Annotated in this window: 14 protein-coding genes; 3 read left to right on the top strand and 11 right to left on the bottom strand. The window is 65.5% G+C overall.

Annotation, left to right across the window (positions count from 1 at the left end; translation table 11 throughout):
* Nucleotides 1-13: 13 nt before the first annotated feature.
* Complete coding sequence (ggt, locus tag ACEN9Q_RS01435) at nucleotides 14-1,768, top strand: gamma-glutamyltransferase (protein WP_495627115.1); 1,755 nt, start codon at nucleotides 14-16, stop codon at nucleotides 1,766-1,768.
* On the opposite strand, the gene ACEN9Q_RS01430 is transcribed toward ggt, so the two are convergent.
* The 10 genes from ACEN9Q_RS01430 to ACEN9Q_RS01385 form a co-directional block, all read right to left on the bottom strand.
* Nucleotides 1,769-3,208, bottom strand: a complete 1,440-nt coding sequence (locus ACEN9Q_RS01430) for a hypothetical protein (RefSeq protein WP_495627114.1) — start codon at nucleotides 3,206-3,208, stop codon at nucleotides 1,769-1,771.
* Nucleotides 3,205-4,089, bottom strand: a complete 885-nt coding sequence (locus ACEN9Q_RS01425) for an ABC transporter ATP-binding protein (RefSeq protein WP_495627113.1) — start codon at nucleotides 4,087-4,089, stop codon at nucleotides 3,205-3,207. The genes ACEN9Q_RS01430 and ACEN9Q_RS01425 overlap by 4 nt, the downstream gene beginning before the upstream one ends.
* On the bottom strand, nucleotides 4,086-4,481 hold the full coding sequence (locus ACEN9Q_RS01420; RefSeq protein WP_495627112.1) for a GntR family transcriptional regulator: 396 nt from the start codon (nucleotides 4,479-4,481) through the stop codon (nucleotides 4,086-4,088). The genes ACEN9Q_RS01425 and ACEN9Q_RS01420 overlap by 4 nt, the downstream gene beginning before the upstream one ends.
* 65 nt (nucleotides 4,482-4,546) lie before the next feature.
* A complete protein-coding gene (locus ACEN9Q_RS01415; RefSeq protein WP_495627111.1) occupies nucleotides 4,547-5,185 on the bottom strand; it encodes a hypothetical protein in 639 nt (212 codons plus the stop codon).
* On the bottom strand, nucleotides 5,182-6,270 hold the full coding sequence (locus tag ACEN9Q_RS01410) for a DUF2515 family protein (protein ID WP_495627110.1): 1,089 nt from the start codon (nucleotides 6,268-6,270) through the stop codon (nucleotides 5,182-5,184). Before ACEN9Q_RS01410 ends, ACEN9Q_RS01415 begins: the two co-directional genes overlap by 4 nt.
* Nucleotides 6,240-6,788, bottom strand: a complete 549-nt coding sequence (locus ACEN9Q_RS01405; protein ID WP_495627109.1) for a PAAR domain-containing protein — start codon at nucleotides 6,786-6,788, stop codon at nucleotides 6,240-6,242. Before ACEN9Q_RS01405 ends, ACEN9Q_RS01410 begins: the two co-directional genes overlap by 31 nt.
* A 185-nt stretch (nucleotides 6,789-6,973) precedes the next feature.
* A complete protein-coding gene (locus ACEN9Q_RS01400) occupies nucleotides 6,974-7,555 on the bottom strand; it encodes a TerD family protein (protein WP_495627108.1) in 582 nt (193 codons plus the stop codon).
* A gap of 21 nt (nucleotides 7,556-7,576) precedes the next feature.
* Nucleotides 7,577-8,272 (bottom strand): TIGR00266 family protein, encoded by a 696-nt coding sequence (locus tag ACEN9Q_RS01395; protein WP_056449545.1) that lies wholly within the window; start codon nucleotides 8,270-8,272, stop codon nucleotides 7,577-7,579.
* A 70-nt stretch (nucleotides 8,273-8,342) separates the two neighbouring features.
* Nucleotides 8,343-8,918, bottom strand: coding sequence for a TerD family protein (locus ACEN9Q_RS01390; protein WP_056449543.1), 576 nt, complete (start codon nucleotides 8,916-8,918; stop codon nucleotides 8,343-8,345).
* Nucleotides 8,919-9,061: 143 nt separating this feature from the next.
* A complete protein-coding gene (locus ACEN9Q_RS01385; RefSeq protein ID WP_495627107.1) occupies nucleotides 9,062-10,132 on the bottom strand; it encodes a DUF475 domain-containing protein in 1,071 nt (356 codons plus the stop codon).
* A 121-nt stretch (nucleotides 10,133-10,253) separates the two neighbouring features.
* On the opposite strand from ACEN9Q_RS01385, the gene ACEN9Q_RS01380 reads away from it, so the two are divergent.
* Nucleotides 10,254-11,165 carry a LysR family transcriptional regulator gene (locus ACEN9Q_RS01380; protein ID WP_056449536.1) on the top strand — a complete coding sequence of 304 codons (912 nt, stop codon included), beginning with the start codon at nucleotides 10,254-10,256 and terminating at the stop codon, nucleotides 11,163-11,165.
* A 48-nt stretch (nucleotides 11,166-11,213) separates the two neighbouring features.
* Nucleotides 11,214-12,560, top strand: a complete 1,347-nt coding sequence (locus ACEN9Q_RS01375; RefSeq protein ID WP_495627106.1) for a hemolysin family protein — start codon at nucleotides 11,214-11,216, stop codon at nucleotides 12,558-12,560.
* On the opposite strand, the gene ACEN9Q_RS01370 is transcribed toward ACEN9Q_RS01375, so the two are convergent.
* Complete coding sequence (locus tag ACEN9Q_RS01370) at nucleotides 12,557-13,381, bottom strand: DUF6597 domain-containing transcriptional factor (protein ID WP_495627105.1); 825 nt, start codon at nucleotides 13,379-13,381, stop codon at nucleotides 12,557-12,559. The two genes, ACEN9Q_RS01375 and ACEN9Q_RS01370, sit on opposite strands and share 4 nt — an antisense overlap.
* Nucleotides 13,382-13,413: the final 32 nt, after the last annotated feature.

The raw sequence follows: 13,413 nt of genomic DNA, 5'->3' as shown, positions 1-13,413 counted from the left end.
CCCTGCGCCAGCCATGACCCACTCAGTCAAAACCCTCGCCTGCGCTCTGACCCTCTCCATCGTCCTGGCACCGCCGCCCGCGCTCGCCAAGACCCCGGTCGCCACGGGCACCGGCGGCGCCGTCGCCACGATCAGCGAAAAGGCGTCGGCGGCGGCGCTCGCCATCCTCAACCAGGGCGGCAACGCCGTCGACGCCGCGGTCGCGGCAGCCGCCACGCTGGGCGTCACCGATCCGTTCAGCTGCGGCATCGGCGGCGGCGGCTTCATGGTCGTGTACCTCGCCAAGGACAAGCGCGTGATCACGATCGACCACCGCGAAACGGCGCCCGCGTCGTTCAGCCCCGCCGTCTTCCAGGACAACGGCAGGCCGATCGATTTCGACACGGCCGTCGCCAGCGGCGCGTCCGTCGGCGTGCCGGGCACCGTGCGCGGCTGGCACGAGGCGCTGGAGCGCTACGGCACCATGACGTTCAAGCAGGTGCTGGCGCCCGCGATCCAGGTCGCGACAAAAGGCTTCCCGGTCAACGAGACGCTGCACGGGCTGATGGTCGAAAACGAGAAAAAATTCGGCATTTTCAGCACGACGAGCCGGCTGTACCTGAAAGACGGCAAGGCGCTGCCGACCGGGACGATCGTCAAGAATCCCGACCTCGCCAAGGCGTATCGGGAACTGGCCGCGAAAGGGTATAAAACGTTTTACGAAGGTCCGCTGGCGCGCGCCGTCGCCGCCGCCGTCAACCGGCCGCCCGTCACGGCCGGCAGCCAGGTCCGGCCCGGCACGATGAGCCTCGCGGACCTCGCGAACTACGAGGTACGCATCCGCCAGCCGATCCGCTCCACCTACCGCGGCTACGATATCTACGGCATGCCGCCGCCCAGCAGCGGCGGCGTGACGGTGGCCGAGGCGCTGAACATCCTCGAAGGCTTCGACCTGAAATCCATGCCGCGCGCGAACGCCCTGCACCTGTACCTGGAAGCGAGCCGCCTCGCCTTCGCCGACCGCAATGCCTACGTGGCCGATCCGGAATACGTCGACGCGCCCATCGAAGGCATGCTGTCGAAGCAGTTCGCGGCGCAGCGCCGCTCGCTGATCCGGGCGGACCGCGCGTCCGGCGTCGTCCCGGCCGGCGACGCCTTCCTGTACGAGAACGACAAGAGCTTCCCGCTGCGTCCGCAGCAGGACATGATCATGCGCGAGGGCACGCACACGACGCACCTGACGGTGTCCGACAAATGGGGTAACGTCGTCGCCTACACGTTCACGATCGAATCGTGGGGCGGCAGCGGCATCGTCGTGCCGGGCTACGGCTTCCTGCTGAATAACGAGCTGACGGACTTCGACTTCACCGGCCCGGCACCGAACATCCCGGAGGCCGGCAAGCGCCCGCGCAGCAGCATGGCGCCCACGATCGCCTTCAAGGACGGCAAGCCCGCGTTCACCATCGGCAGCCCGGGCGGCGCCACGATCATCACGACGGTGCTGCAGACGATCGTCAACTACGTCGACCTCGGCATGCCCATGGACCAGGCCATCGACGCGCCGCGGCTATCGCAACGGAACAACAAGGAGACCTCGGTCGAGCCGGGCTTCCCCGGCACGCCGCAGGCCGAGGCGCTGGAAAAATTCGGCCACAAGTGGGAAGCGAAGCCGGAAGAAATCGGCGCGGCCAACGCCATCGTGTTCAATCCGGACGGCACCGTGACGGCCGTCAGCGAAGGCCATCGGCACGGCACCGGCACCGCGCTCGTGCAGAAGCGCGGGCATTGATCAATCCATCCGCCCCGCCGGGAACGCCGGCGGCGCGGCCAGCATGCGGCGCCAGTCGTGCCGCAATTGTACCCAGCAGACGGCCGGCGGGATCGCGACCAGCCACGGCCAAGCCGTCGTGCCGGTGAGGCGGCCGAGGCCCACGGCGACGAGCGCCTGCACGAGCGCGTAGGCGCCGGCGCGCACTCCCAGCATCACGCTCCAGCCGCCGCGGTCGGACGCGTAATCGCCCAGCAGGCCCATCATCGCCGCCTGGCCGGCGACGCAGCACAGGCCGAGCTGGCGCAACAGCGCGTCCGGCGCGACGCCGATGATGAACGTCACGCCCAGCACGGCCGCGGTCAGCACGGCCCAGATGACGAGGGCCTGCGTCAGCATGCGCGTGGCGAGCCGCCGGTTCAGCAGCGCGGCGTCGCCGGCCAGCGGCGTCAAGCGCAGCAAGGCCTGCTCGCCGCGCGTGCGCCGCAGTTGCTGGCCGTACTGGGCCGTACTGAATGCGACGGCCAGCGCCAGCAGGCCCGGGCCGACGGCCGCCATCTGGGCGACGAGGGCCTGCACGTCCGTGCCATGCGTCCACGCCAGCGCGAGGCGCGCACCGCCACCGACGAGCAGGATGGTGGCGATGGCGCCGATCCAGGCGGTCCAGTGGGCCGTCGGGCCCAGCGCATGCATCAGCATGGCGGCCGGGTCGGCACTGCGCCGGCCTGTTCCCGCATCGCAGCGCAACGCGATGCGGTAGAACGACAGATTGCCCTGCCAGGCGATGCCCTCGGGCACGGGTTGCTTGTCCTCGTTGCAGAAATCGAGCCGGCTCACGCGCTTGATCTGGTCGGCACGGCGCTCCAGGTATCTGTCGCCGCCGGCCGGATACAGCCAGCGCAGGCCCCACACGGCGGCCGGCACGACGAGGGCGCCCAGCAACGCGATGGCGGCGTCGCCGGTCGCCACGTCGCCCCACGCCGGCGGCAGCGCGACGCGCGCCAGCCAGGGCCAGTTGCCGCCCACGACGAGCAGGGTCACGACGTGCTTGTTCCCGGCGCTCAGCAGCATCAGGCCGAGCACGCCCAGGGCGACGGGCGGCAGCGCCGACCACGCGCCCATGGCGAAGGCAAGGCACGCGGTGGCGAGCAGCCAGTACGCGGTCGTCATCTGCATGAGGCGGCGGCGCTGGCGCGGCAGCAGCCAGGCGTTGATGGGCGAATTCATCCGGATGGAACCGGGCGCGAACAGGAAAGTCCAGGCGAGCGCCAGCGCGAGCATGGCGGCGCCGACGAAGAGGTGCAGCATCTGCATGCCGCCCAGGTCATCCAGCACGGCCAGGATGAGGGCACATGCGCCCACGGCACCCGACGTCAGGTACAGGGTGCGCACCGCGCCCGGCTCGCGCTGCGCCGCGGCCGCACGCCAGATGATGCGATAGTCCTGCAGCGCGGCATTCATTGCGTCACCTCGCTCATTATTTCCATATACAGGTCTTCCAGGCTCAACGGCTCCACGCGCACGCCCGGCTCGCGCGCGAGACACGCGACGTCGTCGCCCGGCGCCTGCACGATCACGCTCGTCATCGCGCCGTCGCGGCGCCGGCGCACTTCCCCCTCCAGCGGCGCGCCCGGCAACGCGGCGGCCGGGACGACGATGCGGCGCGCGCCTTCCAGCAGCGCATCCGTCTGTCCCTGCAGGGCGATGCGGCCGTCCTTCAGGAAGGCGAGGTCGAACGCGACGCGTTCCAGGTCGGACAGGATGTGCGTGGAGAACACGACCGTCGTGCCGCGCTCGATCACCTGGTCGACCAGCTCGCGCAGGAATTCGCGCCGGCCGACGGGGTCGAGCGCGGACACGGGTTCGTCGAGGATCAGCAATTCGGGATCGTGCGCCAGCGCGCGGATGATGGCGAGTCTCTGCTGCTCGCCGCCGGACAGCCGCTTGATCGGCTTGTTGCGCAGCAGCGGCCCGAAGCCCCAGCGCGACAGCAGGCCCTCGACCTTGGCCTGGTTCCAGCGCGGGTACATGGCCTTGAAATAGTCGAACATCTGCACAGGCGTGAGCCACTCGAACAGGTCGGTGCGCTGCGGGACGTAGCCGATGCGTCCGCGCGCGTCGTCCGACAGCGCGGCCACGGGCTCGCCGAACAGCGCGACCTCGCCGCCGTCGGCCTCGCGCAGCCCGAGCATGCATTCGAGCAGCGTGGACTTGCCGGCGCCGTTGCGGCCCAGCAGGCCGACCACCTGGCCCGGCGCGATCTGCCAGTCGAGTCCTTCGAGCACCCGCTGGCTGCCGAAATGCTTGCTGACCGAAGACATGCGAACGATGGGGGCACTCATTTTGTTTCCTTCAGAATGGTTGCGAACAGGGACAGGACGGTGTCGGGATCGAGCTCGAGCTGGCGCGCCTCGACGGCGGCGCGTTCGAGCGTGGGGCGGAGGAGGCCGAGAATATCGGCCTTCCCGGCCGGCGCGGCGGAATCGGCCACCACCATGCCCAGCCCGCGCCGGCGCGCGAGCACGCCGTCCATCTCGAGCAGGCCGTACGCCTTCGAGACGGTCATCGGATTCAGCGCCAGCGCCTGCGCGATCTCGCGCACGGACGGCATCTCGTCGCCGGGCCGGAGCTGGCCGCTGGCCGACAGGCGGCGTACCTGCTCGACGAGCTGGCGGTAGATCGGTTCCGGAGAACCGGTCGCGATCGAAAACAGGGTGGCGGGGTGTGTGGGCATGGTGTCTACTGTATTAATTGAGTAATACAGTAGGACGAAAAAAGGGCGGGGTCAAGAATTTTTTGCTACTCCCCGTTCCAGTGGTACAGTTCTTTCTTGCCGATCTCGACATTGATCAGCCAGCGCGACTGGGGACGGTCGTCGCAATTTTTATGACAGTACACGCTAAGAAACATTTCGAGATTTTTCTTCGGCACGCGCAGGCTGATCATGCTGCTAAGCTCATCCTGAAGCTTTTGCCGGCCCCGTGGTGACAGGTCGAACCACTGGCTGTTATCGCCATCCCACGGCACCCACCCCCTCGCCTTGAACATATCCTGAAGCGCCTGCAGGACCTCAAGCGTATCGTCGTAAGGAAGCGCCTTGAGCATGGGCGTTGTCACTACCGTTAGGACACGATTATCCATGTACGAGATCGAACCGAACGTCGTGGGCGGCAGGGAGAAGCCGTTGGCCGCATCGTCCAACTTGAAGATGACCGACGGATGATCCACCCAAGTGGCGCCGGCTTTCAACGTGCCTGGATATTCAGCCGGACGGTTGGACCTTTCCCACACCGTATAGGTTGAATTCTTGACCACCTCTTCAAAAGTCTGGTCAAGCTGGAAGACGAGATACGTTGGCGCCGGTGGCCGGGCGTACCACCATGTTCCAAGGCACGAGACCGCGATTCCGGCCGCGAGAACAGCAAGGCCGCGCTTCATTGCACACCTCCGCCCATGTAAATTTCCGCGATGGACCGCTCGACCTCAGTACGTTGGCGGCCCTTCAAGAGCCCATCGAACTCCTCCGCCGCACGGTAGACGAACTTTATCCTGTCGTCGGGATTCCATAAATGCACATCCATCGATCTGCTGAACCACTGTGTCCAGCCCGGCTTGGCCGAACACTGCGCCGACAGCGTCAGCTGGATCTCCGCATAATCGCCGGTCGGAAGCTTTGTAACCCAAGCAAACTGGTTTGCGTCCAATACCTTCTGTGTGAACGGATCATCGTAAATGACCTTTTGAAGGATGTTGAGCTGTTCATGCCTGGCTAACGTTACAACGCTCCGACGGATCTCGCCCTCGTCTATCTGCTTAAAGCCGGCCATGATTTCTTCGAAAAACTGCCCGAACGCCAGCCGCTTCTTTGCTTCCTCGGGCCAGAACACGAGATTCCTGATATTTTTCCGCTCACGTAAGCATTTCCGTAACCCGTCCATGCCCCTCAGCATGTAGAACCTGTGCAGAGGATATATGTCGAGGAACAGCGTGAGATTGCCGAGCGCAAGTTCCTTCTCCATGAACTCGGAACCGACCGCGACACCAAGGTCGAACATGTTCTTGGCCAGGAAGTCACCGCTGTCCTCGCCCGGTTTCTCGCCGATGCGGGCATTGGCAACCTTGACCGTCTCGGCCGCATGGAGCAGACCGCATCCGACCTGTTTGGACGCAAAGGCGGCCAGGCCGGCCCATTGGAAGCGTCGATCGGCAAGGTACAAATACGCGTAGGCCGCATTGATACGGCGATTGAGCAACGCGTGATCGGCCAGGACTTTCCCGTCGCAATCCGACACCCATCGCTCGGCTTCCTTTTGACACCGCAACCACACGCCCGAACAACCGAGGACAGGGACGTCGATCACCTTGATGACCTTCCCTCCCTTCAGCGCGGGACTGACCTTGCATTCAGGGACAGGAACCGTGTTCCGGTCGATCGGGATCCGGTCCTGGGCCTGACGGAGAAAAGGAGTATCGGGCACGCCGGCCTCCTCGCTCAGGCCGACGCCGGTGCCGATACATGCCATGCGACGACGGCCGCCCGCTCGGAAGCCGTCAAAGGCTGCGTGAGACCATCGTCATCGGTTGTGCCTGCCATCGCACCGCCACCCCGCAGAACAAGCTTGTATGGCCGCTTGCGATGGGGCTGTCCCGTCACGTCATCGAACAGCCGAAGGGGCGCTTTTTCCTCTGCCGCCGCCCTCCCCGCAACGACGCCATTGACGGGCTCGTTACGCGCGGCCGGATTGTCCGGCTCTCCCTGCACATGCTGGCACTTCAATGTCTGGATCGCCAGCAGACGAGGCGCGGGAACGCACTTGCACACGCACAGATCGTCCTGCAGGGCGAACCGCTTGCCGTTCCAGTGATCGGGGAGGCGGGGACCGTCGCAGACGATCACCCCTTCGCTGTGACAACGCGGACAACTGACCGCATCCCCCTCCAGCGCCTTGGCAGCACCGTTGATCGTGGACGCGCTCGAAGCAGTGATGACGGTGCCTCCCGCCGTGGTCCCGGCGCCAAGCGTGATGTGGTAGCGCTTCATCGTTCCTCCATGAATGGATGAGACAGGAAGCCCAATCTACGCGTGCGGGCACAACCGGCGGCTGATCGCCGTCAATATCAAAAAAGACGGCTCCGCGAGGGAGCCGTTAAAGGGCGTGGGCGCCAAGCCGCCCACGTTGGATCCGCGGACGGAGACTGGTCCGCGGGGACGACAAAAAAACAGGATTACAGGTGCGGCACGATCAGCGGCATGAGATCGTCGAACGTGCGGCCGCTGGCGTTGTCGCCGATCGCATGCATCTTCCACTCGCCGTTATGGCGGTACAGCTTGGCCATGATCTGGGCCGTGTGCGTGCCCTGCACGGACAGGTCGTAGCGCGCGATCTCCTTGCCGCTGTTCGTGTCGAACAGGCGGCAGAACGCGTTCTGCACCGTCGAAAAATTCTGGCCCGTGAAGCTGTTGACGGTGAAGACGAGCGACTTCACGTCCGCCGGGACCGTGCGCAGGTCGACGACGATCTGCTCGTCGTCGCCTTCGCCGGCACCGGTGCGGTTGTCGCCCGTGTGCGTGATGCTGCCGTCCTTGCTCTTGAGCTGGCGGAACCAGACCACGTCGACCGGACGGTTCGCATCGTCGAACATCACGACGGAGGCATCGAGGTCGACCGCCTCGCTCTTCGCGCCGAAGCCGAAAAAGCCGCCCTTCTTCGCCACGTCCCAGCCGAGGCCCATCGTCACGCGGGACAGGGCACCGCCGGCTTCCTTCTCCAGCGAGATCTTCTGGCCCTTCTGCAAATTGACTGCCATGTCATTACTCCTCTTAAAACGTCAGCGCCCCGGCGCCTGCATCCAGGCTTTGAATGCGGTGCGGTTGCGAGAACAGACGTAAATCTTGCCGCGACCGGAAAAGCGCAGGACGATGCCTTCGCCGCTGGTCTGGCTGTTGATGAGATTGCCCAGGAAGCCGCCGCTGGTGCCGGTCGTGATCGAGATCTCGTAGTGCAGGGTGCTGTCCCAGGCGACGACGTGCGAGTTGTCGATGATCGCGTCCTTGCCCGGCTCCACCTCCAGCACGCTCATCGAACCGAAACCCGACACGACGACCTGTCCGCTGCCCGAGGTCTCGGTCACGAAAAAGCCGCCGCTCTGGGCGAACAGCGCGTTGCCCAGGCTCTGGGTGCGCACGCGCAGGTCCACGCCGGAGGCGGCCGCGACGAACGCGCCGTCGCTGATGATGTACTGGTTCGGGCCGCAGTCGACCACCTGCATCGCACCCGGCAGCGTGGGGGACAGCAGGCAGTCGCCGTCGCCGCGGGCCGCTTCGATGTGCTGCTGGAAGAACGACTCGCCGTTGGCGAAGGTGCGCATCAGCGCGCTGCCAAGGCCGCCCTTCATCTTGCCCTTGAGGTCGAGCGTCGACTCCATCATGACCATCGCATCCGATTCGCAGTAGATGGTTTCGCCGCGCTTGAGCGACACATGCAGGAAGGGATCGACGTCCCCGGTCACGGTAAACACTGGCATTTTGCTGGCTTCCTTTAACAAAGAGGGCCTGCATTGCCCCGGCATCGCTGCCCGGGCAATGCAGGTTCGTTCAAACGGCCACGCCGTAGTTCTTGGCGAGGGGGCCGAGGCCGCCGTTGAAGCCCTGCCCCACGGCGCGGAACTTCCAGTCCGCGCCGTTACGATACACCTCGCCGAAAATCATCGCCGATTCGGTCGAACCGTCCTCGGACAGGTCGTAGCGGGCGATCTCGCTGTTGTTCCCGCCGTTCACGCAACGGATGAACGCCTTGCCGACCTGGCCGAAGTTCTGGCGGCGGGCGTCGCCGTCGTGGATCGTCACGGCGAGGACGACGCGGTCGACATCGGCCGGCACCCTGGTGAGATCGATGGACACGGTCTCGTCGTCGCCGTCGCCGGCGCCGGTGCGGTTGTCGCCCGAGTGCTCCACCGATCCGTCGCTCGACTTCAGGTTGTTGTAGAAGATGAAGTCGGCATCCGAACGCACCTTGCCGGCCTGGTTCAGCAGGAACACGACGCCGTCCAGGTCGAACGCCGCGCCGTCGGTGCTGCGCACGTCCCAGCCCAGTCCCAGTTTCAGGTTCGCGAGGCCCGGTGCTTCCTTCGACAGGTTGACGTTGCCGCCTTTTTGCAGACTGATTGCCATGATGGTTCTCCTTCAGGTTAAAAGTACTACTTCGTTCATTTACACACTGGCCGAATGCGTTTCCGGTAGGGTGGGCGGCCTCCGCCCACGCGGCCGTTTGCGTACCGCCTGCTTCCGCGTGGGCTCGGGGAGCCCACCCTGCGTCATTCCACTGCTGCCAACTCTTTACGGTCCAGTCCCAACGCTTCCTGCTTCCTGCGATACCGGATCGACGACCACACCGAGGCGCCGATGAAGGCGACACCCGCGAGACCCGTCACCAGCTCCGGCACGTGGAACTTCATACTGGCCAGCATGATGAACGCCAGGATGCCGATCGCGTAGTGGGCGCCGTGTTCCAGGTACACGAACTGGTCGAGCGTGCCCTTCTCCACCAGGTACACCGTCAGCGAACGCACGAACATCGCACCGATCGCGAGGCCCAGCATGATGATCACGACGTCGTTGGTGATCGCGAAGGCGCCGATCACGCCGTCGAAGCTGAACGACGCATCCAGCACTTCCAGGTACAGGAAGCCGCCGATACCGCCGCGCTTGACCATCTCGCCGACGTCGCCGCCGCCCTCTTCCGACTTCTCCAGCATGTTCGACAGCACGTCCACGCCGACGTAGATCAGGATGCCCCACAGGCCCGACATCAGCACGACCATCTTCTGCGCTTCCGACACCAGCGACAGGCTGGCCATCAGCGCGCCGATCGCGATCATCACGGAAATCGACGACACCTTGCCGAGCGATCCGAGCTTCTCTTCGACGTGGCCGAGCCAGTGGTGCTCCTTCTCGTCATCGAACAGGAAGTTCAGGAAGACCAGCAGCAGGAACATGCCGCCGAAGGCCGCCACTTCCGCGTGGTGGTTAGTCAGGTGCATCGAGTACTGCTTCGGGTCCTGCAACGCCATGTTCCACACGTCCATCAGGCCCAGGTCGGCCGCCACCGCGACGATCACGAGCGGGAACAGCAGACGCATGCCGAAGACGGCGATGATGATGCCCACACCCAGGAACAGCTTTTTCCAGAACGGGTCCCAGGTTTTCAGCACGGACGCGTTGACCACCGCGTTATCGAACGACAGCGAGACTTCCATCACCGCCAGGATCGCAGCGATACCCATCGCGGTCACCGCGCCCGCCACGCCGCCGTGCGAATAGCCCCACCAGGCCGAGCCCAGCAGGCACAAGGCCGTGACGATGAATGACACTCGGAAATGCTTCATTTTCTTCTCCCCTCTGGGATGTATGTTGTTGACAATGCGCAGTGTAGAGGCGATGATCCAATCGAAAAAGCGAAGATAACTTGAGAATTACTTCGCAAAAACCTGCGTTATTCACGTGATAATGAAAACCGACATCAATTTCCGCCACCTGTACTACTTCTGGGTCGTGGCCAACGAAGGGGGCATCACGCGCGCCGCCGAGCGCCTGGGGCTCGCCGTGCAGACGGTCAGCTCGCAACTGACCCTGCTCGAACAATCGCTGGGCAAGACGCTGTTCGCGCAGCAGGGCCGGCGCCTCGTGCTGACCGAGGCGGGCCGGCTGGCGCTGGGTTATGCCGACCAGATCTTCCTGCTGGGCGAGCAGATGCAGGAAGCGCTGAACGAATTCGACAGCGGCCGCACCCGCCTCACGGTGGGCATCTCCGATTCGCTGCCGAAGCTGACCGCCTACCGCATGCTGGAAGCGGTCACGCGGATGGACCGGCCGGTGCGCATCGTCTGCTACGAAGACCAGTTCGAGGCGCTGCTGGCCGACCTCGCGCTGCACAAGCTGGACGTCGTGCTGACCGATCGTGAAGTGCGCGCCGGCGCGACATTGAAGGTGTTCAGCCACCAGCTGTTCGACAGCGAGATGGTGGTCGTGGGCACGCCCGCGCTCGCGCAGCGCTACGGCGGCGCGGACGCGGGGTTCCCGCAGAATCTGAACGGCGCGCCGTTCCTGCTGCCGGCACGTAATAATGCCCTGCGCGGCAAGATCGACGAATGGTTCGTGCAGCACCACGTGCGGCCGGACGTGGTCGGTGAGTTCGAGGACAACGCCCTGCTCAACACGTTCGGCCGGCGTGGCCTGGGCCTGTTCTTCGCGCCGGCCGCGCTGGCGGACGACGTGGCCGAGCAGTTCGGCGCCGTGCGCGTGGGATCGGTGCCGAGCGTGCGCGAACAGTTCTACATGATCTCGAGCGACCGCAAGATCATGCATCCGGCGGTCGAGGCCATCCTCGCGGCGTCACAAAAGACCGTGGCGGGCACCTGACCGTTACAATGCAGCTCGACTTTTGCCTTTGGATCGAACATACCGTTTATGCAAAATGTATTACTCGTCGTTCTCGCGCTGCTGCTGGTGGCGCTGAACGGCTTCTTCGTGGCGGCCGAATTCGGCATCGTCACCCTGCGCAAGACACGCGTACGCGCCATCGCCAAGACGGGCGGCCTGCGCGGACGCATCCTGTTCAAAGTGCACAGCCAGCTGGACGCCTATCTCTCCGCCTGCCAGCTGGGCATCACGCTCGCGTCGCTGGGCCTCGGCTGGGTCGGCGAACCCGCTTTCGCGAACCTGCTCGAACCCGTGTTCGCGCTGATCGGCGTGACGAGTCCCAAGATCATCCACGGCGTGTCGTTCGCCGTCGCGTTCAGCGTGATCTCGTTCCTGCACATCGTCGTGGGCGAACTGGCGCCGAAATCGCTGGCGATCCGCGTGCCGGAAGCGGTGGGCCTGTGGAGCGCCGTGCCGCTGTACGGCTTTTACTGGGCCATGTACCCGGCCATCTGGCTCCTCAACGAAAGCGCCAACCTCGTGCTGCGCGTCGCCGGCCTGTCCGGCGTGGGCAGCCACGAGACGCATTATTCGAACGATGAACTGAAGCTGATCCTGCGCACCAACACGGGCACGCCGGGCGAGCGCTTCACGCACGACGAGCGCCACATCCTCGCGCAGTCGCTGGAGTTTTCCCAGCACACGGTGGCCGACCTGATGCGGCCGATTAACGAGGTGAGCGCGCTGTACGCCAGCCGCACGCTCGAACAGAACCTCGACACGGTGCGCCGCAACCGCTTCTCGCGCTACCCGTATTTCGACGCGGACGGCGAGGAAGTGCTGGGCGTGATCCACCTGAAGGATCTGTTCTTCGCCGAGCAGTCCGGCAAGCACGTCGACGACCTGACGGAATACCTGCGCCCCGTCGACCTGATCTCGGCGCGCACGCCGGCGATCGAACTGTTCCGCCGGTTCCGCGGCGGCGCCCCGCACTTCGCGCTGATCGGCGAAAAGGGCAAGCGCCCCGTCGGCTTCATCACGCTCGACAACCTGCTGGGCGCCATCGTCGGCGAGATCCGCGACGAATTCCGCCTCAACGAGAACGACTGGCTGCCGCAGGGCGACGGCACCTTCATCGGCAAGGCGAGCCTGCCCATCGTGTCGCTCGAACGCGTGCTCGGCATCGACATCGACAACGAGGCGATGGGCCTGGACGAAGTCGAATCCGTCGGCGGCCTCTTGATGGCCAAACTGGGGGACATCCCCAAGCAGGGCCAGCGCATCGAATTCCCGAGGTTCGACGTCGTCGTCAAGAAGACCAACGGGCCGCGCATCCTGCTCGTGAAAGTGATTCCGCAGCTGGAGCGCGGGGCGGACGAGGACGACCTCGATTAACCGGCAGCCGCCTGGCGCGCTTCGTCGCGATACCGCCCCGGCGACTTGCCCACCAGCCGCCGGAAATCCGACGTGAAGTGGGCCTGGTCGAAATAACCGAGACCGTGCGCGAGCGCGGCCAGGTCGACGGCGGCGCCTTGCGCCAGGCGGTCCGCCGCCTCGTGCAGGCGGAAGCGCCGGATCACCCACTTCGGGCTCACGCCCACGTACTCGCTGAACAGCTGCTGCAGGCTGCGCACGCTCATGTGCGCCGCTGCCGCCAGCGCCTCCACCTGGGTCAGCCCGGGCGTCGATTCCACCGCGCGCAGGATGGCGGCGATCCGGTCGACCTGCGGGTCGGGCGCGGGCAGATGGGGGCGCAGCAGCGCGCCCGCCGCCTCGATCATCGCGGCGTCATCCGGCGTGTCCAGCACGGCGTCCTGCGCCGCCGCCTCGTCCCACGGGAACACGGCGGACAGCGGCAGCACCTGGTCCGTGATCGTGTGCAGCGGCCGGCAGAGGAAGGCGCGGAAGGCGCCGGGCCGGAAGCGCAGGCCGCACACCTTGCCCGCCCCTTTCAACTCGTAATCGAAGGAGCCCGTCGTCAGTCCCCAGATGCCCGTGCGGGCGCGATCGAACACGACGTGCACGCACGGATAAGGCAAGGTGCGCTGCGTGTGCGCGGGCCGGCCCTGCAAGTCCCATTCGACGACCCAGTAATGGTCGAGAAAAGGCGCCAGGTCGGGCTGCGGCAGGTAGCGCCCGAGGCGGAACATCTTGCCGGCGAGCCCAGGTGCGACCACGCCCTTGGCGCGGTCCGTGACGGTGGGTGGTGTGGTCATGGCGTCATTCTAGCGCGCGTTTTTCCAAGACG

It is taken from the genome of Massilia sp. Masssp93 (assembly GCF_059491295.1).
The sequence above is the reverse complement of the archived record's forward strand: the minus strand, read 5'-3'. Positions and strand labels throughout refer to the sequence as shown.